Source organism: Lysinibacillus mangiferihumi (genome assembly GCF_003049665.1).
Taxonomy (GTDB): Bacteria; Bacillota; Bacilli; order Bacillales_A; family Planococcaceae; genus Lysinibacillus; species Lysinibacillus mangiferihumi.
This window is the reverse complement of record NZ_PYWM01000011.1, coordinates 92,128-116,976: the sequence shown is the minus strand read 5'-3', so window position 1 is coordinate 116,976 and position 24,849 is coordinate 92,128. Positions and strand designations below refer to the sequence as shown.

Here is a 24,849-nt window from a genome sequence, read left to right as displayed (position 1 = left end):
AATCTATGACAACCTAAGGGAGAAGCCCTCTCAATCAAATTATATATTTGGCAACAGCCAGTTAATGGAAGTGGCTGACTTCCGTTGAGGCAAGTTACATTAATAAAAAAGGATGAGCATATATGGCACAACAACTTGAAATTGAGTTTAAAAATATTTTAACAAAACAACAATATGAGCATTTGCTAGAAGAATTCCAAATCCAAAAAAATGCTATTCATCGTCAAACAAATCATTATTTCGACACACCTACTAATGCTATTCGAAATTTGCAAAGTGGGTTACGTATCCGCATTATTAATAATTATTATGAATGTACATTAAAAGAGAAAACTTCAAATCATACACATTTAGAAACAACCGATGAATTGACCGCTGCACAAGCAGAGAAAATGCTTGCAGGTCAAGGTTTTTATGCACCAGAAGTCGCAAAAAGACTAGCGTCACACAACATTGCATTAGAACAATTAGCCGTGTTTGGTTCCCTTACAACAGACCGTGTCGAAATTCCTTATAAAGACGGACTTCTTGTATTTGATCATTCTTTCTATTTGCAGTGCGACGATTATGAGGTAGAATATGAATCAAAAGATGAAATAAAAGGAAAAGCAATCTTCGACGAATTTCTACAGCAATACGATATAAAAAAACAAATTGCTGAAAAAAAAATTGCACGCTTTATGAAAGCTTTACAATCAACTAAACACCAATAATGCTTATTACAGAACAATACGAAAGGGTGACCAGCTCATTGGATATCCAATCTTTGAAAACAATGCTTGAAATCCAAGCACTACAAACATTAGGTTCTACTGGAAATACTTCACCAAATTCTTTCACAAACAGCAATTCTATCTTTTCTGATATGATTGAAGAAATGTTAGGCGATGCGACAACAACGAACAACGCAAAATTATCTAGCCTCCTTGGCATGAGTTCTTCGGGCTCCGCCAACTTTATGGACCAGCTTAGTAGCTTAACAGGTATGACTGGTGGAAATACAAATAGTTCGCTCCAATCATTGCTCTATAATGGAACGAATTCTGTGTATATTCCCGCCTCTCTCCAAGCAACATTATCAAACATGCAAGCCAGCACTAAGCTAGATTCCTATGTATCAGACGATGTCATTGGCTCGACTGCCTATGCGAATTCACTTGCTGGAGCTAATCAATATGCCGCTATTATCGATAAGGCTGCGGCTACTTATAATGTACCAGCTAAGCTTATTGCTGCCGTTATCAAGCAAGAGTCCAACTTTAACACATTCGCTGTCAGTCATGCAGGCGCTCAAGGCTTAATGCAATTAATGCCTAAGACAGCCCAATATTTAGGTGTAACGAATTCATTTGATCCCGAGCAAAATATTATGGCTGGAGCCAAATATTTACGCCAAATGCTTGATAAATTTGATAATGATCCAACACTGGCTTTGGCCGCTTATAACGCTGGAGCTTCTCGCGTAACAAAATATAATGGCATTCCACCATTTAAAGAAACGCAGAATTATGTCAAAAAAGTGATGAATTATTACACTGTTTAAATCGCATAAAGCCTGTAATTACAGTCTTTTTCAGCAAATTTCACCCTCGTTGGTGAAATTTGTGCTTTTCTATCGAAAACATTTTCAAAGTGCTCTTTGTTTGTGTAAACGAATGGACGTTGATAGAATGAAGGTAGTCACAAGATATTCACATTTTTCAATTCAACAAAGTATTAGATAAAATGGTACATGAACATATTGATTTGTACTTTACGATATACTTCTTATAAAGAATAAAAGGAGCATTTACTTATGAGTCGAAAATACACTGTTCCTTATGAGGAGCTTGGAGCTGAAAAACTTTCTGAACTCATACATGCGTTCTATAAAAGAGTTGCACAGCATCCTGATCTTATGCCAATCTTCCCTAAAGATTTGACAGAGACAGCCCGCAAGCAAATTCAATTTCAAACACAATATTTAGGGGGTCCAAATCTTTTTACAGAAGAGCATGGACATCCAATGATGCGTGCGCGTCATATGAATTTTCCAATCACACCTGATCGTGCCCAGGCTTGGCTAGAGTGTATGGCTGAAGCGATGGATGAGGTTGGTTTGGAAGGGAAGTTCCGTGAAACCTACTACCAACGTTTAGTTTTAACAGCTCATCACATGATTAATACACCTAATGACGATGAGGGGGAATTATTACGTGAATAATATTCAAATGTTGCAAGAACCAACACCGACGATTTCTACTGCCAATAAGCCAATTGAATTGTATATTTTCGTAGATCCACTTTGTCCTGAAGCTTTTAGTATGCAATCCATCATTCGTAAACTACAACTAGAGTATAATCATTATTTTTCATGGCGCTTTGTGTTAAGCACAGAGCTCTCTTCACTTAATTGTTTGAGTAAGCGCATGAAGGGCTGCGAATCAGGTATTGAACTGGATATTAATCACCCTGTGTTACCCTCTATTGCCATAAAGGCGGCAGAATTACAGGGTAAACGTTCAGGCGCTCGTTATTTGTCGAAATTACAAGAATATGTTTTACTGAATTATCAAGATGTTAATTCCTATGCAACGCTGTTAAAAATTGCAGAGGAAGTACAGTTAGATATGAATGAATTCACGGTCGATTTCGGTTCAAAAGAAGCCGCACGTGCATTCCAATGCGATCTTTATATAAAAAGAGAAATGGAAGTTGATGAAGTACCTAGTATTGTATTTTTCAATGAGTGCATTGAGGATGAAGGGCTAAAAGTGAGCGGTAGCTATGACTATGAAGTTTATGAACATATTTTACAAGAAATGATGAATGAACAGTTAATTCGCCAACCGTTACCCACTATTGAAGAATTATTTTCAAAGTACCATACACTTTCTACAAATGACATAGCATTTATTTATTCCTTAACAGAACAAGCAGCAGAACGTGAATTAAAAAAACGTATGCTACAACAAAAGATTGAACGTATTCAAACAGATCACGCTACACTGTGGCGTATTAAATAATGCAATTATACTTTTATGCCAAAAGGATAGGAACTCAACCATTTTATAACTGAGTCCTATTCTTTTTTTTATTTCATAACGTCATAATCTTTCATTATAGGAAGTGCCTATTGTAGGTCAAAGACAGTGATACTAAAACCTTATATGAAGGCAACAAGATTACATCTTTCGTCTTATCATTAAGTGAATATCAATCTATCCACCTTAGTTAAAAAAGACGCTAAGAAAAAAACTACAAAAGACTTGGAATATATAGAATTAGCAGGAAAGAACTATAATAAAAGAGGCGCCACTATCCTCGACAGATAGAGACGCCTCTTTTTCACAAAGGGGATGGGAGAAATGTTCACGTTCAAACAAAGGGGTGTATGTTTGTTTTGTGATTTATTTCACAAGATTCACTTTATCATGGAATAATAAATTTAGCAATGAATCCTGCTTTAGATTCACAAATTTGTCATATAGAAAGCGATTACAGTACAGTATTTTTTCAAGATGGAAACTTTTAATCATTTGTAAATCAAAGAAAAACATTATTATTTACTTTTTTCTTAAAAGCTAATTTCTACATAAAATAGAAAATGGCTGTAGTAATGTTACTACAGCCATACCTATTAATTATTCAACAATAATTTTTCCAATTCATTTAAGCGTTGTTCAAACACTTTACAAGCATCATCAATTGGTTTTGCTACATTCATATCAACACCTGCAGCTTTAAGCACTTCAATCGGGAAATCAGAGCATCCAGCTTTCAAGAAGTTATTAATATAACGTTCTACAGCAGGAGCACCCTCCTCTAATATTTGCTTACTTAATGCCGTAGCTGCGGATTTACCAGTAGCGTATTGATAGACGTAGTAATTGTAATAGAAATGTGGAATGCGAGCCCATTCCAGACCAATTTCCTCATCAACTACCATATCCTCACCGAAATATTGCTTATTCAAGTTATAATACACTTCCGTTAAACGTTCCGCTGTTAACGATTCTCCGTTTTTATCCATCTGATGAATTAAATGTTCAAATTCTGCAAACATTGTTTGACGGAATACTGTGCTACGGAAACCGTCTAGCCAATGGTTTAATAAATATATTTTTTGCTGCGGATCTTCTATTGTTTTCAACAGATAATCATTCAATAGTTCCTCATTGCATGTAGACGCCACTTCGGCCACGAAAATGGAATAATCTCCATAAACAAAAGGCTGATTATTACGAGTATAATAACTATGGACACTATGTCCAAACTCATGCGCCAATGTAAATAAGTTATCTACATTGTCCTGCCAGTTCATGAGAATGTATGGATTTGTTCCGTATGCTCCTGATGAATACGCGCCACTACGTTTACCTTTATTTTCCTTAACATCAACCCAACGATTATCGAAACCACTTTGGACAATGTCTTGATATTCTTTTCCGAGGGGTGCTAACGCTTTCACTAAAATGTCTTTAGCTTCCTCATACGGAACTTTCATATCTACTTCTTGCACTAGTGGTGTAAATAAATCCCACATATGCAACTCATCTACACCTAATAACTTTTTACGTAATGCAATATAACGTTGCATAGTTGGTAGATGTTTGTGAATAGTCTCTACTAACTGATCGTAGACACTTTCTGGGATAAAGTTATTGGACAATGCCGCATGTCGCGCCGATTCATAATGACGCACTCGTGCACTCACATTATGTTTTTTTACATTACCTGTCAAAGTAGCAGCGAATGTGTTTTTAAAATGACCATACGTTTCATACATCGCTTTAAATGCTGCTTCACGTACAGATCGATTTTTACTTTCTAAAAACTTAATGTAATTACCATGTGTTAGTTGGACTTCTTCCCCATCCTCGTTTTTAACTGTAGGGAAAACTAAATCCGCATTATTTAACATACTAAATGTATTCGAAGCAGTGCCTGTCACCTCTGCCATTTGTGCAAGTAATGCTTCTTGTTCTGCTGGTAGAACATGTGGACGGGTCATTGAAATTTCTTTTAATGATTGCTTATATAATTGTAAATCCTGATTATCAGCTAAATAGGATTCAATTGTTTCTTCGCTTAGTGATAAAATTTCAGGTGTTAAAAATGAAAGTGCTGCTGAAATATTTGTCGCTAACGTTTGAATTCGACTATTCATATCTTGATAAAAGCTATTCGTTGTATCTTGATCATATCGCATATGCGCATACGTATAGAGTTTCATTGTACGTTGATAAATTTTATCGTAATAAGTTAGTACAGCTAATAAAGCTTCTGCACCATTTTTTAAAGTACCCGCATAGCTAGATGCTTCTTTCGAAAGTTCTGCGACTTTTTTAAATTCCTCTTCCCATAGTGTATCCGTTGCAAAAATATCTTCCAATCGCCAAGTTAATTCTACCGGTATTTCGTTTCTCATTAAAACTCGATTATTGTTACTAGCCATGAGCCAGCCCCCTTTATATATAACTTTCCTGTACTCTCATATTTTCTCAATATATTGCGACAATTGCAAATAATACCCTGTAGCTAAACTCATCAAAATCCTAGTTTGATTATCCACAGCGAAACATTAGCTCCATGAAGGGATTTAAACAAACGGTTGACTATACATATAGGTATATACTCGCTTCCATATCGCACTATCGCAATCCATTTGATAAAAACGATGGCCTAACAAGTTTCCATAGTTTTCAACAGCTTGCATGCCCAATTCTGTTGGCTCCACATTAAGAAGCTTTAGAAACAGTCGAATATCTTCTTTCTTTAACTCATACGGTAGCAACTGTAATTTCCTGCAATAATCTAATAAAATTACCTGCCATTCAATTGAGAACATCGGAATAGCCTGTGCATTTTTAACAGGTATACCAATGTAATGTGGCAGTGCATTCAGTGAAAAATTTTGGTCATAGCAACTCCGTAAAAAACGATCTTGAACTCCCTTTCGACTTCGCAATAATTTTTGCATTACATACTGTTGACACAATCTTATATATATCCCCTTGTATATAGTAAAAGATTCATGTGTAATCGGCTTTGGCTCATAGAATGGGAATTGCTGTTTGTTGAGTGGAATAGAGAGTACTTTCGCTATAAAAGTATGACCGTGAACATAAAGTAAATTCGTCCAATAATTAAATTTTGCTGCTCTCGCATCATATGTAACTAAATACGGCACATTGTTGGATGAATAAGCAATTGCATTTTGATGGATAGGGGAAATTCTAATTTTTTGAATAGCATTTGTAGTATATTTTTTCTGTGGTGTTTGAAAAAGCCATAATGCTTGAATGTTATGCTTTTCATATCCTGCTGTACGCCGTTGCCAGTTTTCTTTTGTTATTGTACTATATTGATATTCAATGGCAATGCGCTGATGTTCACCTTGTAGTAATAAATCTGGCCTTTGTGATAGCTTCCTTAAAAATGGCTCCAGCTCTACTGTATGCCCAAGTGACTGCAACCATTCAAATAATTGAATTTTCCCTTGCAAATGGAGCTTGGATTCCCCTTCCGCAAATTGATGATCACAATCATTCGTAATATGTGCAAAATGCGGAATATTCAGCTTACCAATTTTTAATTGTACGGGCTGTTGACACTGTGGACAAAAAAATTGTAATTGCTGGCGAAGTTGTCGTAAAGCTTGTCTTGAATGTTGATAGGAAATAAATAATTGCTGTTTGTCTGTGTAGGCAATAAGCATGTTATCCTTCTCCTTTTTGCCTCATTGTAGTAAAGGTTTTTCTATACGCCAACTAATGATGTGCTTTTCTTTGAAAATTGATTTTTCTTTCCCTCATTTATCTCAAAACGTAAAAAAAGACTGTAGTCTACTCAATTTTGAGTATATCTACAGTCTGAAAGCCCCTGAGAGTCAGAAGCATGAAGATGTTAACTAAAATATTTTCGTACAGTTTCAAAGCAATCGTATTCCATAATTTTTTCGCCATATTCTTCAAGGCGATGAATTGTGAAATTAGAAGGGCTTAAAAACTCTTTAATAATCGCGTTTTTATCATGACGATTTAAATCATCGTCTGCATTCGCAAAGTCTACTACAAGATAGTAACTACCTTCATATTTGAATAATGAGGAATCCACTAAGTCATCTGTCATCCGTTTTGCAACGGGGATTAACTCATCAATATCTTTAAATTTATAAACATAAATGTCTGTATCCATAAATAACTCTGATTCATCCATGTCACCAAATTGAGTTAATTGACTAAGAAGATCCTCTCCAACTTCGTCAAATGGGGCAAACATACTTTTTTGTTCATCAAAATGTGAATGACCATCTAATGTTTCACCGTCTTTTAAAATATGTGCACGTGTGACAATGATTTCTAAGCCTACTTCTGACGCATTGATATGAATCCAAATCGGGCCTTCTACATCAAAATAATCTTCAGTGTTCACTTCATCAATCATATCCCAAAAAAGTTGTTCACCCTTTGCTCGGTTGTACCAAATTTCTTCACGACTATAGCCGCGATCCTCTATATCATTGTACGTAATAAAGAGCTTGAGTGTATTTTCATTTACACGTTCGATGTCCACTAGACCTCATCTCCCTTCACTGTCATTTGTCGAAAAACAGTATTATTTCATTAGTATGCTTTGATTCATTGTTTTTAACCTTCATACTCCTTTGTTTTTCAACCTTTGACCACACTACAGAAAATCATCGAGCAACCGCAATCGTATTTTTTTGGTCACAGTTGTCTCTAATTCTATTGTATGCTGTTCTTTCATAAAATGAAAAGGATATACACCGTTTCAAAGAAGATATTTGAATAATTGAAATTGTAGTAAACTATTTGTATTAAATCAAGTTTAACATACTTTTACGGAAATATATGACTTTTACCTATTAAATATTAGTTTTGGAATGAAGGTTTTTACATAAGTAAAGCATAAAAAAATAGATGTCACAACATGCATTTGCATTTGTAACACCTACTACATCATTCTATGCAGTCTAAGTGGGTTTTAGTTCACCATACGCTGTGCTTCTTGTAATTGATAAGCTCTAACCTTACGCGGTAAAAATCGTCGAATTTCATCTTCGTTATAGCCTACTTGCAGTCTTTTCTCATCTAAAATTATTGGTCGGCGTAATAATCCAGGATATTCTTGAATTAATTCATATAAGCGTTGTAAAGGTAAGCTTTCAACGTCTACATTCAATTTTTGGAATATCTTAGAACGAGTAGAAATAATTTCGTCTGTTCCATCCTCCGTCATTCGTAAAATCTCTTTGATTTCACTAATGCTTAACGGTTCAGAAAAAATATTACGTTCTGTATAAGGAATTTCATGCTCCTCTAACCATGCTTTTGCTTTACGACAAGACGTACAACTTGGTGATGTAAATAAAGTAACTATCATACTGACACATCCTTTCTATTTGTATTCGTTATCTATAAACCAATTTCTTAAATTAGAATTAATGTAATGTAAATCTACAGTTCCATTATACAGCACTCTGCTGTATTTGAATATAGTTCCAAGGAAAAAAAGAATACAGGATATATGACTTTGTTACAAAATATTCTGTCTATTAATACTACCTTAATGTATTCAATAAAGTATTCACTTTCTTTTTATGTCCAATGAACTAATAATAATATTCCCAGTAACAAGTCATTTTAAACATGAATTTCTCGAAACTAGTTGTTCTCAATTAAAAAACACAAACGAGAATAATGTCATGTAGACGTGTACAATTAAGACGCACTTTAGATAATATTGGTTTCCTTTTTTTACAATACAAAAAAATTCAGTCATAAGACTGAATTTACAGGCTTGCATTTAACTAAGTCTTTATACTATAATTTTGTGCAACAAGAGAAGCGCATTTGCGCCAGTCTGGATGGTCAACAGTTTTTTGATTGTTGTTCTCGAAAAGACACTCTCTACACATTAAATAGTGTAGTTAAAAACGCTGACGAAGAGTAGTACATTTGCAATATACATGTATAGAGAGTCTGTGGTTGCTGGAAACAGACCATGTATGCATTTGGAATGGACTTCCGAGTTAGCTTTGTGAACGTTCAAGTCATCACTTGACCCCATTAGCAAAGCTCGTCCCTTCACGTTACGAAGCAAAGTGGCCTTTTAAGGCAAGCAGGGTGGTACCGCGGATTCGAACATCATTCGTCCCTTCATTAGTTTATTCTAATGAGGACGCATGATGTTTTTTATTTTTCGAACCCCGAGGAGGAACTAATTATGACAACTATTTTTTCAGGCGTACAGCCAACAGGTATTGTAACATTAGGCAATTATCTTGGTGCATTCAAGCAATTCCCAGCACTACAGCATGAAGGGAATGCTATCTACTGTATCGTTGACCAACATGCCATTACTGTTGCGCAAGATCCAAAAGAGTTACGTCAAAACATCCGTAATTTAGCTGCTACTTATATTGCGACTGGAATTGACCCTCAAAAGTCAACGTTATTCATTCAATCTGAAGTACCGGCTCATGCACAAGCGGGATGGATGCTACAATGTGTCGCTTCTATTGGTGAACTAGAGCGTATGACACAGTTTAAAGATAAATCACATGGTAAAGAGACTGTTTCAGCAGCTCTTTTAACCTATCCACCATTAATGGCGGCTGATATTTTATTATATAACACGAATATTGTTCCTGTAGGGGATGATCAAAAACAACATATTGAGCTAACACGTGACCTTGCAGAGCGCTTTAACAAACGTTATGGTGAAGTGTTAACGATTCCTGAAATCCAGTTACCAAAAGCTGGAGCTCGTATTAAATCATTACAAGAACCTACAAAGAAAATGAGCAAATCTGATCCAAATACAAAAGCAACGATTAAACTTTTAGATACAGCGAAAGATATCGAGAAAAAAATCAAATCTGCTGTCACTGACTCTGATGGTATTGTGGCATTTGATGTTGAAAATAAACCAGGTGTTTCAAACTTACTAACGATTGAATCCGCTATTTCAGGTGTAGCAATTGAAGATTTGGTGAAAAAGTATGAAGGCATCGGGTACGGTGGCTTCAAACAAGGTGTCGCTTCAGCAGTAATCGACCACCTAACACCAATTCAAGAAAGATTTTTTAACCTTGTAGAGTCATCTGAACTGGACATTATTTTGGATGAAGGTGCAGAAAAGGCAAATGCTATTGCAAGCGCAACTTTAAAGCGTATGGAACAAGCAATGGGCCTAGGCCGCACAAACCGCTAAGAAAGGAATTAACATATGCTCTGTGAACATTGTCATCAAACAATCAAAACCCTTCTATTAGAAGGTGACTTTGGTGCAGATCCATTATGGTGTGGCCATTGTCACGCCAATTTAGAATTAGAGCAACTTCCTTTAGACGAGTCCCTATTAACGGAGCTGACAACATGGATGTGTAACTTCGGCGAATGGATTGACCTTGAAACAGATTCATTTATTGATGGTATGGATACTTTAGCGAAAAGCCATGATGTACAAGGTGAAGACTTGGCCAAAAAAGTAGCAGAAGCATTCGCCATTCCTGTGATATTCAAGCCTTATCTTTAAGATTCGCTGTTTTATCGAAACCAAAGTCCAGCACAACACTACAAAGAACAATACAAGCTCCAATGGCCATATAAAATTCAGTTGTGTGCATGATGAATTTTAAGACTACTGACCAAGAATAACCAAGTGTCCGATAGTTCAAATATAAAATTAAATTGCCGATAGAAAGTATCATTAAGCCATAGCTCATTAAAAATATAAAAAGACGAAACAAATAAACGGCATCCTTTCTATTTCTTCTTACTTTCTTTTCTATTCGCTAACTTTAAAAAAAAGACGTCAGCCTTGTAAATTAGGCTGACGTTTTTTCATTATTCCTCTATTTTTTTGAATAATAGACTTGCGTTATGACCACCAAAACCAAGAGAATTACTCATTGCATATTCAATGTTCGCCTTACGCGCTTCATTTGGTACATAATCTAAATCGCAATCAGGGTCTGGCTCTGTTAGGTTAATTGTTGGAGGTAAAATGCCCTCTTTCAATGCTAGTGCTGTAAAAATAGCTTCAACACCACCAGCAGCACCTAATAAGTGACCTGTCATCGATTTAGTAGAACTCATTGCTAATTTATAAGCATGTTCACCAAATGCCGTTTTTACAGCTTGTGTTTCAAATAAATCGTTGTACGGTGTACTTGTTCCGTGTGCATTAATGTAGCCTACTTGTGAAGGGTCTACGCCACCATCTTGTAATGCTTGCGTCATGGCACGTGCAGCACCTTCACCTTCTGGGGCTGGTGCAGTAATATGATGCGCATCGCCAGTTGAACCGTAGCCAAGAACTTCAGCATAAATTTTTGCGCCACGCGCTTTTGCATGTTCATATTCTTCTAAAATAACAATTCCGGCACCTTCACCAATAATAAAGCCATCACGGTTTTTATCAAATGGTCGAGAAGCTGTTTGAGGATCCGTATTTAAAGATAACGCTGTATTTGCACAGAAGCCTGCAACTGCCATCGTCACGATTGGTGATTCGGCTCCACCAGAAATCATCACATCTGCATCTCCACGCTCAATTACTTTAAATGCATCACCGATTGAGTTCGTACCTGATGCACAAGCTGTTACTGAACAAGAGTTGATCCCTTTCGCACCAAAGTGAATAGACACTTGACCTGAAGCCATATCTGGAATCATCATTGGAATAAAGAATGGACTAACACGACGTGCGCCACGCTCTTGGAATGTTAAAAATTGCTGTTCATATGTTTCCATACCACCGATACCAGAGCCAATCCATACACCTGCACGTGGCGCTAACTCTTCATCGATTGTAAGCTGTGCATCTTCCATCGCCATAATTGACGCAGCTAGTGCATAGTGCGTGAAACGATCCATTTTACGAGCTTCTTTACGTTCAATGTACTTTTCAATATCAAAGTCTTTTACTTCAGCCGCAATTTTTGCAGCGAATAGATCTTTATTTAAGCGTGTTAATTCACCAACGCCTGATTTACCAGCTTTAATGTTTGCCCATGTTTCTTCGATGCTATTACCTAGTGGTGTTACTGCGCCAATTCCTGTAATTACTACTCGTCGTTTACTCATTGTCTTACTCCTCTCAAGCAATTATCGTGTTTATTTTCCCCATCTTAATGCAACGGCACCCCATGTTAAGCCACCGCCAAAACCGACAAGTACTAATAGATCATCATCTTTTATCTTACCTGCTTCAAGCTCTTCTACTAAAGAAATACCAATAGAAGCAGCCGATGTATTGCCATATTTGTGAATCGTTTTTGACATTTTTTCCGCTGGTAATGCTAAACGTTCACGTGCCGATTCCATAATTCGAATATTCGCTTGATGCGGAATTAAAAAATCAACTTCTTCTTTTGTTAAACCTGCTTTATCTAATACATTTACTGCTGATTCACCCATTTGGCGTACAGCAAACTTAAATACTTCGCGACCGTTCATCGCAAGTGTTTGTTGCTGTGTTAAATATAGATGTTTGCCGCCTGTGCCGTCTGCCCCAAGCTCAAATGATAATATCCCTCTACCTTCTGATACTGGGCCAACAATGGCAGCACTAGCACCATCGCCAAATAAAACTGCCGTATTACGATCTTCCCAATCAATGACTTTTGACAGCTTTTCAACACCTACTACTAAGACATATTTATAAGCATTTGATTCTACAAATTGTTTTGCTGTCACTAAGCTATATATAAATCCAGCACAAGCCGCTGCTTGGTCCATTGCTGCTGCATTTACCGCACCAATTTGCTCTTGAACCATACATGCTACACTAGGAAATGTTTGATCTTGCGTTACAGTTGCTACAAGTATTAATCCTATTTCTTCAGGCGTAATACCTGCTTTTGCAATAGCATCTTTCGCAGCAGCTACTGCTAAATCTGAAGTTTCTTGATTATCTGCAGCAAAATGACGTTCTTCAATTCCAGTACGAGTTCGAATCCATTCATCCGACGTATCCATAATTTTTTCTAAGTCAAAATTCGTCACGACCTTTTCAGGAACGTATCTGCCTAACCCTATAATACCTGCGTTCATATAGCAACCCCTCTGCTTTCTTACTATCAATTATTAGTAACTGGTCATAATTATAACTCATAATTAAGGAATGGTGCAAGATGATTTAAAATTAGTATAACAAATGACAGCAGGGACTTTGTGAATCGCTGGTAAAACTGTGTAAATCGCCACGAACACTTTGCGTTGCGCCACTAAAACTGTGTAAATCGCCACAAACACTTTGCGTTGCGCCACTAAAACTGTGTAAATCGCCACAAACACTTTGCGTTGCGCCAATCTACTACTTTGTTGTGACAAAATTGCCATAAATCACAAGACACGATACTTCACTTTTTGATAAAAGGTTCTTTTTTTTCGACTTATGTTATGATATGATAATGTATATGTACTAAAATAGTTCGGTTGAGGTGAAATTAATGCAATATATCGTAACGTTCATATGGTCATTCTTACTAGTTTCCATGTTAAACTACGTAGTAAGCGCTGTAATGGGAGTACCATTTGATTTCCAAACTGGTGCGATTCTTTCAGTTGTATTCTCTGTACTAATTTTTGTTATTGGCGCAATCATTCCAAACGAGCCAACTCCAGAAGCTGCAGACCATCATTAATCACATTTATAAAAAACCTGTCTCGCCTAGTGCAAGACAGGTTTTTTCTTTTTATTATTTTTCCACTACACACTGACCATCACGCATGTTAATATGCAAAGTTTCTCCTGGCAGTACTTCACCACGTAATAACTCCTTGGCAACCGCTGTTTCAATATAACGTTGCACAAATCGTTTTAACGGACGTGCCCCAAACTGTGGATCTGCACCTTGCTCGACAACCCAATCTATGACGTCTTGTGCGACATCTAACGTAATTTCCTGTTCAGCTACACGTTTTACAAGCTGCTCAACATATTTCCAAGCAATCGCTGTAAAATGTTCTTCCGATAACGCATGGAACAGAATAATATCATCCACTCGGTTTAATAACTCTGGTTTAAAGTGTTGACGTAATGCTGCCATCACTAAATCTTCTACTGCCGGATCATCTTTTTGTGCCTCCATTAAATAGCTAGAGCCAATATTAGATGTTAAAATAACAACGGTATTTGTAAAGTTAACCATTCGCCCTTGACTATCCGTAATGCGACCATCATCTAAAATTTGTAATAATATGTTCGCTACATCTGGATGAGCCTTTTCAATTTCATCTAGTAAAACGACAGAATATGGATTACGGCGAACAGCTTCTGTTAATTGACCACCTTCTTCATAGCCAATATAGCCTGGAGGTGCACCTACGAGACGTGATACACTATGTTTCTCCATATATTCACTCATATCAATACGAATAAAATGTTCCTCCGAATCAAATAGCTGTGCTGCAAGTGCCTTAGCAAGCTCTGTTTTACCAACACCAGTTGGCCCTAAGAACAAAAAGCTACCAATTGGGCGATGTGGATCTTTAATGCCTGCTCTCGCACGCCAAACCGCTTCTGTAACAAGCTGAACAGCATTATCTTGCCCCACCACTCGTTCATGTAACGTATCTTTTAAACGTAATAATTTCTCACGTTCCCCTTCAACTAGCTTTGTAACAGGGATACCTGTCCAACGAGATACAATAGAAGCAATCTCATCGGATGTTACTTCTTCACGTAAAATACGTGTCTCACTACCGTTTTCTAATTGCTTTTCCATCTCTTGAATTTCTTTTTCAAGTGCAGGGATTTTCCCATGTCGTAATTCAGCTGCTTTATTTAAATCATATTTACTTTCCGCTTCGTCTAAATCACGACGGTACTTATCTAGTGACTCACGTTTTTTCTGGATACCTTGCAGTGTTTCTTTCTCTGCTTCCCATTGTTGACGCATACCTTCTGATGAACTTTTAAGCTTCGTTAACTCTTCTTGTAATTGTTCAAGACGCTTTTTACTCGCTTCATCCTTTTCCTTACGCAATGCTTGTTCTTCAATTTCTAACTGCATAATACGACGAGTCACCGCATCTAGCTCTTGTGGCATTGAATCAATTTCTGTTCGAATCATCGCACATGCCTCATCGATTAAATCAATCGCTTTATCTGGTAAAAAACGCTCAGTAATATAGCGATTTGAAAGCTCAGCAGCTGCTACAATTGCTCGGTCATGAATGCGCACTGCATGATGTAGTTCAAAACGTTCTTTTAAACCACGTAAAATCGAAACGGTATCTTCAATAGATGGTTCACGTACAAGCACTTGTTGGAAGCGACGTTCTAAAGCAGGATCTTTTTCAATATACATACGATATTCGTCTAATGTAGTCGCTCCTATGCAATGAAGTTCACCACGTGCAAGCATAGGCTTTAACATATTTCCTGCATCCATCGCGCCATCAGTTTTACCCGCACCAACAATTGTATGAATTTCATCGATAAATAAAATAATGCGCCCTTCAGATTCTTTCACTTCTTTTAGCACACCTTTTAATCGTTCTTCAAATTGCCCACGATAACTTGCACCCGCTATTAATGCACTCATATCCAGCTCATAAAGCACGCACTCTTTTAAGCCTTCTGGCACATCTCCTTTAACAATACGTTGTGCCAAGCCTTCTACGATGGCTGTTTTACCAACCCCAGGTTCACCAATTAACACAGGGTTATTTTTTGTTTTACGTGTTAAAATTCGAATAACATTACGAATTTCTTCATCACGGCCAATGACGGGATCCATTTTGCCGTTTTTTACTTCTTCGACTAAGTTACGACCAAATTGCTCTAATGGTTTTTTATCATCTGTTTGTTGAAATTGCATAATAGCACTCCTCTTCCCTTTTCATATTTTTACCCTAATTTTGTTTTATGAAAGTTTGACCTTTTTTGACTAACTTTATTTTACAACAATCGACAAAGCCAAGCAAAAAAAAAGCTCAAAAATTTTACACTAGCCAATGGGAAATTACGCTATAATAGTGGTATGTTTCGTTGTTTTAGTATATCGAAATGATTACCATCATCCTTTTGTAATACAGGTAATTTTTATTACGAAAAGAAAGAGATGTGTTTGATATATGGTACTAAAGGATAGTACACAAGAGAAAATAAAGGCGATTTTTCAAAATAATGGCGTTTTCATCAAAGTGAATAAGGATAGTAAAATTTTCTTAGAAGGAGAACGTGCCAAAGAAATATATTATATTAAAACAGGCGCTATTTCGATTAGTCAAGAAACCGAGAGCGGCAAAGAATTAACCGTTCGAATTTGCGGTCCTGATAGTATAATTGGCGAGGGTTCATTATTTTGTAACCTCACGTATTTTTCGATGACGGCAAAAGTTTTAGAATCTTCCACGTTATATGTTTTAAGTCGTAAATCATTAGAGCACCTATTAGTCGAGCAACCGCAATTAATGTTAGAGTATATGAAGTGGTTGCAAACAGAAAATTTAAAATACCAAAGTCGTCTACGCGATTTAGTGTTAAACGGTAAAAAAGGTGCTTTATTTTCAACGCTTATTCGCCTTTCGAATACGTACGGTAAGCCATTAGAAGATGGGTCAATTTTTATTGATTTTCCATTAACAAACTCTGAGATTGCGAATTTGTGTGCAACAAGTAGAGAAATGATTAACCGTATGTTGAACGATTTAAAAAAGCATCATATTCTATCCTTCGAAAAAGGCTATATTACGATTATAGATTTGCAATATTTAAAAGATGAAATTGCTTGTGAAAATTGTCCATTGCAAATTTGCCGTATTGATTGATTTATCAATTAGCCTTGTAAATGCAACTAATTCATACGCGTTTTTAATCTCCTCTGAATGCCCGTGTATATCCTTCATTTCACTCGTTAACAGAAATGAAGGAAGCTAAATAAAAAATCCCGCTTACAGTTATGTGCAAGCAGGGATTTTTTATTCACTAGAAGAAGCTAATTTCCTAACGAACGCCTAACGCCATTTTCGCATAGCGAGACATCTTATCTTTTGACCAAGGTGGATTCCATACAATATTGACATTTGTACTTTTCACCTCAGGTAGTTCACTCATAGCTGTATTCACTTGATCAACAATCACTGGTCCCATTGGGCATCCCATTGAAGTCAGTGTCATTGTAACGGTCGCTAAACCTTCGTCATCTAATTCTACATCATATACTAAACCTAAGTTGACGATATCAATACCAAGCTCAGGGTCAATTACATTTTCTAATGCACTTAGCATGCTGTCTTTCATATCTTGATCCATCTGTATTTCTCCTTTCGTCACAGTGTTAACTTAATCATAGCAGATGCTTCTTATTATGCCAAATGCTGTGCAAGCCATTCCGTTGCCGCTAGCATACCTTCACGTGTCACCGCATGACCAGCATGTTTATCTGCAATAAATTTTAAATTGCTCGGATTTTCTTCATAGTATGCACGTAATGTACAATAAAAATCATAGGTATCCTGAAATGGTACGGTTTTATCTTGCTCACCATGCCAAAAGAACACAGGTCGTACAGCGAACTGTTCCGGCGTTAAACTAATATCATACGTTGCGAGAAGTGCGTTTGTTTTTTGGGCTTCTTGTTCTGACATCGGCCACTTTACACCGCTTTTAGCCAATTGCTGTAATTGATAGGCTCCTAATTTGATAAAAGCTGGACCACCCATACATATTGCCGCAGTTTGTATCCAATCATAAAGCTTTAAACAGCCAGATGTAACGATGGCTCCCATTGAAGTACCGGCTACACCAATTTTATCGCTAGCTACTAGTTGCTTATTCTTTAATTCTTTATATAATTGTTTTACTTCATGAATAGAATTTAAGACAATGTCCCAAAAATGTAAATTCATTTGAGTCTCTGTTAATCCTTCACTACGCGCACCATGGAATTTTGCATCTGGTAATAGGACACGCACCCCTTTATTTACCAACTGGTAAGCATAATGTAAGTTATGTTCTTTTGCACTCATAAAGCCATGTAAAAAAATTACTACTGGGGTTTTTTCATTCATATTGTCTGTGTATATATGTAACAAAGGAATCTGTCCCCACATTTCATTCTTTACAAACATTCTTGTCACTCCCAACTTTTATCTACCTTTTTATGTTAGCAAACTTTTTACAATGTGACAAAATTTTGACGAACGGATAACAAAGCGATACTATTCAAACATATAGGAAAGGGGCAACAAGCTATGAAACAGCATTTAATCGTTTTAGATTTAGACGGTACGTTATTAACAGACCAACAACAAATTTCTTCAAAAACTAAAAAAACATTATTGCAGGCTAAGGAACAAGGACATCAAGTTATGATTGCCACAGGTCGTCCTTATCGTGCAAGTGATATCTACTATCATGAGCTTGGTTTAACAACACCGATTGTTAATTTTAATGGAGCCTATGTCCACCACCCTAAAAATGCTGCTTGGCAAACAATGCATACACCGATTGATTTAAGCGTTGTAAAAGAAGTGGTTGATTCGGTCAATCACTATGAATATGAAAATATTATTGCTGAAGTGAAGGACGACATCTATGTGCACACGGAGGATGATCGGATTTTAAATATTTTTAACATGGGCAATCCTAAAATTACATTGGGTGATATTTCGACAAATCTATTAGTCAATCCAACGAGTCTACTAATTCAAGCAAACGAAGTAAATTCTATGATTATTCGCGACCATTTACAAGCTGTCCATGCAGAAGTGATTGAACATCGTCGTTGGGGTGCTCCACTTCACATTATTGAAATTGTTCGCCGCGGCTTAAATAAAGCGGTGGGTATTTCACATGTAGCGAAAGATTTAGGTATTCCACGTGAACGTATTATCGCTTTTGGCGATGAGGACAATGATTTAGAAATGATTGAGTATGCCGGTATAGGGGTCGCTATGGGTAACGGAATTTCTAGCCTAAAAAACATAGCCAACGAAATTACAACAACAAATAATGAAGATGGCATTGCTAAAATACTTATTGAACGCTTAAAATTATCATAGTTAAAGCACCATTTTCATTTATTAAAACTTTATTCTGTAGAAGCTTTTCATCTCTAATGCTTGTAAAATTTGATTTTTATTTGTACACTTGAATGCTTATACGTCTAGTGGATAAAGTTATAGCTTTTGGCAAGCTTCTAGATTTAGAAAAGCGAATCTAATGCTATTATTGTAAATCAGGACGAAATAGATAATACCAGCATGTCTAGTAAATACAGTTTTTAGGAGGTCAAGATGATGAAAATTTTTACTGATAGTGGCTGTGATTTACCAAAGTCATACTACGAAGAGAATGATGTCATTCTACTTCCGCTACGTGTACAAGTAAATAACAATGAATATGATGATGTCTTGTCGATTGATTCGAAGGAAGTTTATGATGCTATTCGCCAAGGGGCTCATCCAAAAACATCGCAAGTTTCACCAGAGCTCTTTCTGCAACAGTTCGAAAGCTTAGCAAAAAGCGGAGAGCAAGGCATCTATATCGCCTTTTCATCTGAATTATCAGGTACGTATAGTACAGCTTTAATGATTCGCAACCAAGTACTTGAACAATATCCAACATTAAAGCTAGCAATAGTCGATTCGAAATGTGCTTCATTAGGCTATGGCTTAGTCGTTGAAGAGGCCGTGCAACTTCGAAAAGCAGGTACTTCGCTTGATGAAATCGAAACAAAAATACAATTACTCGCTTCACAGATGGAGCATCTGTTTACAGTGGAAGATTTAGATTACCTTGCAAAAGGAGGTCGTGTTTCGAAAGCGAGTGCCTTTCTTGGTGGACTACTTAGCATAAAGCCTATTTTGAATGTAGAGGACGGTAAACTCGTACCGATTGAAAAATCACGTGGTCGTAAAAAAGCCATTGCGCGTATGTTGGATTTAATGCAAGAGCGTGGTGGCAATTTTGCTGATAAAATTGTCGGAATTAGCCATAGTGATGACTCGGCCTTTGCTAACGAAGTAAAAGCATCCATACAAGAAAGATTTGCACCAAAAGCAGTCCAAATGACAATGATTGGTTCTGTTATCGGCTCCCATGTTGGGCCTGGTACAATTGCAATTTTCTTTACGAATAAAAGTTATCAAGCGTAGTGTGAAGCTGGTAGAAGTCTAGGAAATACCAGGAAACCTAGACAAATCGCCACTAAAAGTCTTCGAATCGCCAGGAAACCTAGACAAATCGCTATCATAAGCAACTACGTTCACAGCAAAAAAGTGTTAGATTGATTGTAGTCAATCTAACACTTTTTCAATTAGCTATTTTTACTTGCAGCGTCTTGTTGTTGACGACGTTTTTTTCCGCGTTTAATAATAACTATAACGAAGCCAATAAATACAACATAGACCAATCCAAGCGCAACCATGTAAGGAACATTTAGTCCCTCATCGTCCTTCACTTGATAAATTTCTACGATTTCACGGTCCAGTATTACTGGATAAACATTTTTTTCATTAATTCGCACCTTTTCTTCTTGTAAAATACCGTTTAGCATTTTACCCTCACCAATTTGATCTGGTGTTAAATCGACACGTTGTGTTTTTCCTGTATTGTTCACCATAATAATCCATTGCTCTTCATCGGATTTTCTCGTAAACACAAGTAAACCATTGTCATTTGTAATAACTTCGAAATCACCTTTTCGTAATGTCGCTGATTGGTTACGTAATGACTGTACGTTTTTAATATAGTCAATTAACTCTTCATCTGTTTTGAAATTGTATAATTGATGCGTGTCAGGTTTGTCTTCCCCATTCATGGCAATTTCGGTACCATACTGAACAACCGGAATACCAGGCAGCATAAATAACGCACCCATCGCCATTTTCAATCGTGTTGGTGGGAACATATTTTCAGAAGCAGAATCAAATGTAAAGCGATATGTTTGTAATGAATCAATCATAATTTGCGTTGGCTTTTCACCAGCAAAAGGCTCCATTAGCTTTGAAGAGTCCTGATCTACATTTTTGAAAATATTACGGTAAATCTCTGCTGTAGCTGGTGAGAAGGATGCATCAAAATTCGCATCACTTTCTTCATTCGAAATCACATATAACGATTTGTTGGTACTTTTTAACGCCTTAATCATGTCATTAATAAATGCTGTGTCAGCACCCGCAATATTCGTTAAACGTAAACCACCCACATCATATGTAGAAACAAATTCTGTTGCTGATTCGATTAAAGCAGCTTGAACATCTTTATTCGTTAAATCCCATTGAATGTGCCCATTATTTGTTGAGGCAATCCAGTTTTGCTTTGCTGCATCTTTTGCCCACTCATGATTAGGACTTACATTATTTAAAGGAAAGTCCACCATCATTGACATATTTTTTTCTTTATAGGCCTTCACCACACTTTGGAATTCTTCTGCTGTTCCAAAATGCTCTTCGATTGTACTATAGCTCGTTGGCATAGAACCATCGTATACTTCTGTGTCAAAAATTGTCCCAATGGATACGATTGTATAGCCCATTTCGCCAATAAATTTTAGTTTATCTAGTAGACCGGTGAAGTCGCCACCTGCAAATTTCGTTGGGTCTTGCGTATTTGTATCATAATCGTTAGTGCCTGAGCCATTAAAGAAACGGTCAACGAGTAAATCAAAAATGCTTTCTTCAGCAATCGTTCTTGTTTGTACTTCATCCGCGTGTGCCGGTGTTGCACCTATTAATGAAGTTGCCAGTAAAAGCGATGCAGCTGTCGCGCTTATCCACTTCTTAAATTTCACTTTTATTCCCTCTCTTTCAAACCAATCCAACGTCATTTTACCAAATAAAACAGTAACGTTGCTATCATTTCAAAATATTTTACCGAAATGCAAAATGAATTACGACAAAAAGGTGTCAAATTAAGTTAACCCGAAAATACAGAAATTTCAGAATTGTTCTGGTGTCTGGCACTTCAAGAAAATAAAAGAGCCGTGAAGCAACTTCACGGCTTTTATTAAACATTATGCAAAGAAATTCATTGGTCCCATTGGTAGCTTGAATCCTAAGAACATTGTAATCAGTAAAAATACTGCAAATAAAATCCAGAACATTGTTGTTGGCTTGTTTTTCTTTTGACGTACTAATACCATTTCCATCATGCCAATAACGAAAATACCGCCTAAAAATTTAAAGCCATAAAGCATACCTTGACCGTAATCCATGCCTTTAATAAATAATGCCCCGCCAGTAATAATAATTAAAATGTAGAATAATCGTAATAACATATGTAAGCCTTTGGACTGCTTACCACTAAGTGCTGCAATTAAAAAGATTACGATGCCAACTACCCAAGTTGTAATGTGCAAATGTGTTTGGTTAGTTAAAAAATCCATTTTTGTCCCACCTCATTTTTTTTCTATCAAACTCTATCCTATCACGCAGTGGTAATGGTTTCAAATATTACAAGTTGTGTTCACAAAATTGAATGAATTTACGTCTAAACGTCATGGATTCCAGACTTTCGAACTTGCTTAATAAAAAAATCTATGACAGCTACCAGTGCTTGATTTAAGGGAGCTTTCTGTTAGTTATTTGCTATTCCGTCCACCTTAGAAAAGTGATGAGCTCCGCTGAGTCAAATTAAAAAATCCGCGGAGCTTACACTCACGCGGACTAGCTATATTATTCAAAATGATTAACTAACGTACCGATACCTTGAATGGATACTTTCACGGTATCACCCGCTTTTAAATATTGCGGTGGGTTCATGCCTTTACCAACGCCTGCTGGTGTACCCGTTAAAATCACATCACCTGGCTCTAGCGTTACATGTTGCGATAAAATCGATACGAGAGATTCGACAGTAAACATCATATCTTTCGTTGTACCATTTTGACGTACTTCATCATTTACTTTTGTAACAACTGTTAACTCTTGTGGATTTGGAATTTCATCTTTTGTTACAAGGTATGGTCCTAATGGGCATGTGCCTTCTAGGCTTTTACCTAAGAAAAATTGTTTATGTTTATCTTGAAGGTCACGTGCTGTAATATCATTCGCAATTGTGTAGCCAAATACATAGTCAAAGGCTAAGTTTTTCGGAATGTTTTTCCCACGTTTACCAATGACTACTGCAAGTTCCCCTTCATAATCCATTTTTGAAGAAAGATCTGCATGGATTGATAGTGTTTGACCATCAGCCGCAATAGCAGTTGGCGATTTTGTAAATACCATTAAATCGATTGGTGCTGCTTCTGCACCCATTTCTTTTGCATGCTCATCATAGTTTTTGCCAATACACATAATATTTTTTGGTGTGCGCGGAATTGGAGATAACCATTCAATCACTGTAAATTCACGCTTGAAGCTATTCGCACGATCTGATTTTTCCGCTGCTTCTACTAATTTACGAATTTGTTCAACAAAATCGAAGCCTAATGCAATGCCCTCAACAATTGAACTTGAAAAAGAAGGGAGAACTTGTAATTCGTTTTGAATAGCGAGTACATCCCATACCGCTTCTTCTTTTTTTACTTTTGGTCCAAAACTTACATGTCCACCTAATTTAAATGATAAAATTTTCATGATTTTAAGAGCTCCTTCTTTTTTCTACATGATACAACAATATGATATAAATTACCTTACTTTTACGATAACAATTTTTAATGTTGCTAATTCTCTATTAATTAAGCATGTTACGCACAAAATTCAGCTTGATTCGGTTTTCGTCTTATATGTTAACTTACGCCAAATTGCTTCTAATGGGCCTTGCTTCCATTTTGTAAGCCAAATTTCTGCTAAAATCATTTGCACGACAATAATACCGATAGCAATTAACACACCTGTAGCAACACTTACTTTCCCATACCAACCTAATCCAAATTGATAAAATATAAATGTGCCAATAATGGATTGCAATATGTACATCGTTAACGACATGCGACCAATTTTTGCAAAAGGACTAAGTATTTTTGGTATTACTGGAATCAGACAAAGTAAAACAACAAGGCCAGTATAGCCAACTGATAAAATCGGCCCACCGATATAGACCTTTATATAATCAAGTAAATACGTACGTGTAAATAGGATAGGTACACTTTTCAAGAATATACCAAGTGCCAACCCAGCTATCGTAAGTGCTAGCCACAGCCATTTCAGCTCTTTTGCACGTTCTACTAAATGCCATTTGGAGGCAGCTGCACCTATTAGCATATACGGTAATATCGTAAATAATGACGCAATCCACATCCCGATTCCCGCTTGAATAGATAAGTCAGATAAGCGCTGTAAAAAGGCATCCATCCAACTACCTGTGCCGTAGGCTGTGATTGCCTTTTCCACCCCAGTAATATCTAAGTACGTTTCAATCTCCGTATTAAAGCTAATATAACCTACTACAAGCAACATAAAAACATGCATAAATCCATTGATAACAATACCAGTTACTAATAGCCATATTGGATGTAAACGCAAAAGCAACAGCAGAAAAACGCCGCAGAAGGCATACATCATTAAAATATCTCCCCACCAAATAAGGAGCGCATGTAGCAAACCGAACATAAATAAAACAGTTAACCTTCGGAGTCCTGTTCCATAAAAGTTTTGTTCACGACTTTGGGCTTTTTGCCATTGTAACGCTAATCCATAACCAAATAATAAGGAAAATAAAGGGTAAAAACTGCTTTGCACATAAATATCTAAATTTTGCTGCCAAACAATATCTGACGGTGTCGTAAACCATGACGCTAAATCAATGTGTGGCATCGGCAAATAAAAGGCATACATATTAACGACTAGTATACCTAGCAAGCTAATTCCACGTAAAATATCTAATGTTGCGATTCGTTCCTGCAACATCGTCGGTTTCAAATTCACACAATAGCCTCCT

25 protein-coding genes and 1 other annotated feature are annotated in these 24,849 nt (G+C 36.7%); of the genes, 10 read left to right on the top strand and 15 right to left on the bottom strand.

Going from position 1 to position 24,849, the window contains the following annotated elements:
• Positions 1–122 precede the first annotated feature (122 nt).
• The 4 genes from C9J37_RS12355 to C9J37_RS12340 all read left to right on the top strand — a co-directional run bounded on the left by C9J37_RS12355 (position 123) and on the right by C9J37_RS12340 (position 3,005).
• The gene (locus tag C9J37_RS12355; RefSeq protein WP_107895590.1) at positions 123–713 is read left to right on the top strand and encodes a CYTH domain-containing protein; all 591 of its coding nucleotides are present in this window, start codon (positions 123–125) and stop codon (positions 711–713) included.
• Positions 714–751: 38 nt separating this feature from the next.
• A complete protein-coding gene (locus tag C9J37_RS12350; RefSeq protein WP_107895589.1) occupies positions 752–1,543 on the top strand; it encodes a lytic transglycosylase domain-containing protein in 792 nt (263 codons plus the stop codon).
• 252 nt (positions 1,544–1,795) lie between these two features.
• Positions 1,796–2,203, top strand: coding sequence for a globin domain-containing protein (locus C9J37_RS12345; RefSeq protein WP_024362532.1), 408 nt, complete (start codon positions 1,796–1,798; stop codon positions 2,201–2,203).
• Positions 2,196–3,005 carry a DsbA family protein gene (locus C9J37_RS12340; protein WP_107895588.1) on the top strand — a complete coding sequence of 270 codons (810 nt, stop codon included), beginning with the start codon at positions 2,196–2,198 and terminating at the stop codon, positions 3,003–3,005. Before C9J37_RS12345 ends, C9J37_RS12340 begins: the two co-directional genes overlap by 8 nt.
• A gap of 614 nt (positions 3,006–3,619) precedes the next feature.
• Here the strand turns inward: C9J37_RS12340 and pepF are convergent.
• From pepF to spxA, 4 genes are all read right to left on the bottom strand, one after another.
• The gene (pepF, locus tag C9J37_RS12335; RefSeq protein WP_107895587.1) at positions 3,620–5,437 is read right to left on the bottom strand and encodes an oligoendopeptidase F; all 1,818 of its coding nucleotides are present in this window, start codon (positions 5,435–5,437) and stop codon (positions 3,620–3,622) included.
• Between the two features lie 144 nt (positions 5,438–5,581).
• Positions 5,582–6,700: a competence protein CoiA gene (locus C9J37_RS12330; protein WP_107895586.1), complete on the bottom strand. Its 1,119-nt coding sequence runs from the start codon at positions 6,698–6,700 to the stop codon at positions 5,582–5,584.
• A gap of 188 nt (positions 6,701–6,888) precedes the next feature.
• Positions 6,889–7,557, bottom strand: coding sequence for an adaptor protein MecA (gene mecA, locus C9J37_RS12325; RefSeq protein ID WP_024362528.1), 669 nt, complete (start codon positions 7,555–7,557; stop codon positions 6,889–6,891).
• Positions 7,558–7,989: 432 nt separating this feature from the next.
• Positions 7,990–8,385, bottom strand: a complete 396-nt coding sequence (spxA, locus tag C9J37_RS12320; protein ID WP_024362527.1) for a transcriptional regulator SpxA — start codon at positions 8,383–8,385, stop codon at positions 7,990–7,992.
• Positions 8,386–8,935: 550 nt separating this feature from the next.
• Positions 8,936–9,167: a binding site (T-box leader), on the top strand.
• A 64-nt stretch (positions 9,168–9,231) separates the two neighbouring features.
• Here spxA and trpS point away from each other — a divergent pair.
• Positions 9,232–10,221 carry a tryptophan--tRNA ligase gene (trpS, locus tag C9J37_RS12315; protein WP_107895585.1) on the top strand — a complete coding sequence of 330 codons (990 nt, stop codon included), beginning with the start codon at positions 9,232–9,234 and terminating at the stop codon, positions 10,219–10,221.
• A gap of 15 nt (positions 10,222–10,236) precedes the next feature.
• The gene (locus C9J37_RS12310) at positions 10,237–10,545 is read left to right on the top strand and encodes an immunity protein CdiI family protein (protein WP_107895584.1); all 309 of its coding nucleotides are present in this window, start codon (positions 10,237–10,239) and stop codon (positions 10,543–10,545) included.
• Here the strand turns inward: C9J37_RS12310 and C9J37_RS12305 are convergent.
• The 4 genes from C9J37_RS12305 to C9J37_RS12290 all read right to left on the bottom strand — a co-directional run bounded on the left by C9J37_RS12305 (position 10,529) and on the right by C9J37_RS12290 (position 13,355).
• A complete protein-coding gene (locus C9J37_RS12305; RefSeq protein ID WP_107895583.1) occupies positions 10,529–10,759 on the bottom strand; it encodes a YuzI family membrane protein in 231 nt (76 codons plus the stop codon). The genes C9J37_RS12310 and C9J37_RS12305 overlap by 17 nt on opposite strands.
• A gap of 97 nt (positions 10,760–10,856) precedes the next feature.
• Complete coding sequence (fabF, locus tag C9J37_RS12300) at positions 10,857–12,098, bottom strand: beta-ketoacyl-ACP synthase II (protein WP_107895582.1); 1,242 nt, start codon at positions 12,096–12,098, stop codon at positions 10,857–10,859.
• Positions 12,099–12,128: 30 nt separating this feature from the next.
• The gene (locus C9J37_RS12295) at positions 12,129–13,067 is read right to left on the bottom strand and encodes a beta-ketoacyl-ACP synthase III (RefSeq protein WP_107895581.1); all 939 of its coding nucleotides are present in this window, start codon (positions 13,065–13,067) and stop codon (positions 12,129–12,131) included.
• A gap of 63 nt (positions 13,068–13,130) precedes the next feature.
• Positions 13,131–13,355: a hypothetical protein gene (locus tag C9J37_RS12290; protein ID WP_107895580.1), complete on the bottom strand. Its 225-nt coding sequence runs from the start codon at positions 13,353–13,355 to the stop codon at positions 13,131–13,133.
• Between the two features lie 110 nt (positions 13,356–13,465).
• Between C9J37_RS12290 and C9J37_RS12285 the strand changes: the two genes are divergently transcribed.
• Entirely contained in the window at positions 13,466–13,660 is a 195-nt protein-coding gene (locus C9J37_RS12285) for a YjzD family protein (RefSeq protein ID WP_107895579.1), read from the top strand.
• Positions 13,661–13,714: 54 nt separating this feature from the next.
• On the opposite strand, the gene C9J37_RS12280 is transcribed toward C9J37_RS12285, so the two are convergent.
• Positions 13,715–15,841: an ATP-dependent Clp protease ATP-binding subunit gene (locus C9J37_RS12280; protein ID WP_107895578.1), complete on the bottom strand. Its 2,127-nt coding sequence runs from the start codon at positions 15,839–15,841 to the stop codon at positions 13,715–13,717.
• A 256-nt stretch (positions 15,842–16,097) separates the two neighbouring features.
• Here C9J37_RS12280 and C9J37_RS12275 point away from each other — a divergent pair, with 256 nt between their 5' ends.
• Positions 16,098–16,793 carry a Crp/Fnr family transcriptional regulator gene (locus C9J37_RS12275; RefSeq protein WP_107895577.1) on the top strand — a complete coding sequence of 232 codons (696 nt, stop codon included), beginning with the start codon at positions 16,098–16,100 and terminating at the stop codon, positions 16,791–16,793.
• 175 nt (positions 16,794–16,968) lie between these two features.
• On the opposite strand, the gene C9J37_RS12270 is transcribed toward C9J37_RS12275, so the two are convergent.
• Positions 16,969–17,277, bottom strand: a complete 309-nt coding sequence (locus C9J37_RS12270; RefSeq protein WP_107895576.1) for a metal-sulfur cluster assembly factor — start codon at positions 17,275–17,277, stop codon at positions 16,969–16,971.
• Between the two features lie 53 nt (positions 17,278–17,330).
• On the bottom strand, positions 17,331–18,095 hold the full coding sequence (locus C9J37_RS12265; RefSeq protein WP_107895575.1) for a serine aminopeptidase domain-containing protein: 765 nt from the start codon (positions 18,093–18,095) through the stop codon (positions 17,331–17,333).
• A 123-nt stretch (positions 18,096–18,218) separates the two neighbouring features.
• Between C9J37_RS12265 and C9J37_RS12260 the strand changes: the two genes are divergently transcribed.
• Together C9J37_RS12260 and C9J37_RS12255 are read left to right on the top strand one after the other, a co-directional pair.
• Complete coding sequence (locus C9J37_RS12260; RefSeq protein WP_107895574.1) at positions 18,219–19,028, top strand: Cof-type HAD-IIB family hydrolase; 810 nt, start codon at positions 18,219–18,221, stop codon at positions 19,026–19,028.
• A gap of 237 nt (positions 19,029–19,265) precedes the next feature.
• The gene (locus C9J37_RS12255) at positions 19,266–20,123 is read left to right on the top strand and encodes a fatty acid kinase binding subunit FakB (RefSeq protein ID WP_107895573.1); all 858 of its coding nucleotides are present in this window, start codon (positions 19,266–19,268) and stop codon (positions 20,121–20,123) included.
• A 161-nt stretch (positions 20,124–20,284) separates the two neighbouring features.
• On the opposite strand, the gene C9J37_RS12250 is transcribed toward C9J37_RS12255, so the two are convergent.
• The 4 genes from C9J37_RS12250 to C9J37_RS12235 form a co-directional block, all read right to left on the bottom strand.
• Positions 20,285–21,760 (bottom strand): alpha-amylase family glycosyl hydrolase, encoded by a 1,476-nt coding sequence (locus C9J37_RS12250; RefSeq protein ID WP_107895572.1) that lies wholly within the window; start codon positions 21,758–21,760, stop codon positions 20,285–20,287.
• 222 nt (positions 21,761–21,982) lie between these two features.
• Entirely contained in the window at positions 21,983–22,354 is a 372-nt protein-coding gene (locus tag C9J37_RS12245; RefSeq protein WP_107895571.1) for a YisL family protein, read from the bottom strand.
• 289 nt (positions 22,355–22,643) lie between these two features.
• Complete coding sequence (locus tag C9J37_RS12240; RefSeq protein WP_107895570.1) at positions 22,644–23,546, bottom strand: fumarylacetoacetate hydrolase family protein; 903 nt, start codon at positions 23,544–23,546, stop codon at positions 22,644–22,646.
• Between the two features lie 123 nt (positions 23,547–23,669).
• Positions 23,670–24,836, bottom strand: a complete 1,167-nt coding sequence (locus tag C9J37_RS12235; protein ID WP_107895569.1) for a DUF418 domain-containing protein — start codon at positions 24,834–24,836, stop codon at positions 23,670–23,672.
• Positions 24,837–24,849 lie beyond the last annotated feature (13 nt).

Bases quoted from the DNA above. Each gene is read 5' to 3' on its own strand.
- C9J37_RS12355 (WP_107895590.1), top strand. From the start codon at position 123: ATGGCACAACAACTTGAAATTGAGTTTAAAAATATTTTAACAAAACAA.
- C9J37_RS12345 (WP_024362532.1), top strand. From the start codon at position 1,796: ATGAGTCGAAAATACACTGTTCCTTATGAGGAGCTTGGAGCTGAAAAA.
- pepF (WP_107895587.1), bottom strand. From the start codon at position 5,437: ATGGCTAGTAACAATAATCGAGTTTTAATGAGAAACGAAATACCGGTA.
- C9J37_RS12330 (WP_107895586.1), bottom strand. From the start codon at position 6,700: ATGCTTATTGCCTACACAGACAAACAGCAATTATTTATTTCCTATCAA.
- trpS (WP_107895585.1), top strand. From the start codon at position 9,232: ATGACAACTATTTTTTCAGGCGTACAGCCAACAGGTATTGTAACATTA.
- C9J37_RS12310 (WP_107895584.1), top strand. From the start codon at position 10,237: ATGCTCTGTGAACATTGTCATCAAACAATCAAAACCCTTCTATTAGAA.
- fabF (WP_107895582.1), bottom strand. From the start codon at position 12,098: ATGAGTAAACGACGAGTAGTAATTACAGGAATTGGCGCAGTAACACCA.
- C9J37_RS12295 (WP_107895581.1), bottom strand. From the start codon at position 13,067: ATGAACGCAGGTATTATAGGGTTAGGCAGATACGTTCCTGAAAAGGTC.
- C9J37_RS12290 (WP_107895580.1), bottom strand. From the start codon at position 13,355: ATGGCAATTTTGTCACAACAAAGTAGTAGATTGGCGCAACGCAAAGTG.
- C9J37_RS12285 (WP_107895579.1), top strand. From the start codon at position 13,466: ATGCAATATATCGTAACGTTCATATGGTCATTCTTACTAGTTTCCATG.
- C9J37_RS12280 (WP_107895578.1), bottom strand. From the start codon at position 15,841: ATGCAATTTCAACAAACAGATGATAAAAAACCATTAGAGCAATTTGGT.
- C9J37_RS12275 (WP_107895577.1), top strand. From the start codon at position 16,098: ATGGTACTAAAGGATAGTACACAAGAGAAAATAAAGGCGATTTTTCAA.
- C9J37_RS12270 (WP_107895576.1), bottom strand. From the start codon at position 17,277: ATGGATCAAGATATGAAAGACAGCATGCTAAGTGCATTAGAAAATGTA.
- C9J37_RS12265 (WP_107895575.1), bottom strand. From the start codon at position 18,095: ATGTTTGTAAAGAATGAAATGTGGGGACAGATTCCTTTGTTACATATA.
- C9J37_RS12260 (WP_107895574.1), top strand. From the start codon at position 18,219: ATGAAACAGCATTTAATCGTTTTAGATTTAGACGGTACGTTATTAACA.
- C9J37_RS12255 (WP_107895573.1), top strand. From the start codon at position 19,266: ATGAAAATTTTTACTGATAGTGGCTGTGATTTACCAAAGTCATACTAC.
- C9J37_RS12245 (WP_107895571.1), bottom strand. From the start codon at position 22,354: ATGGATTTTTTAACTAACCAAACACATTTGCACATTACAACTTGGGTA.
- C9J37_RS12240 (WP_107895570.1), bottom strand. From the start codon at position 23,546: ATGAAAATTTTATCATTTAAATTAGGTGGACATGTAAGTTTTGGACCA.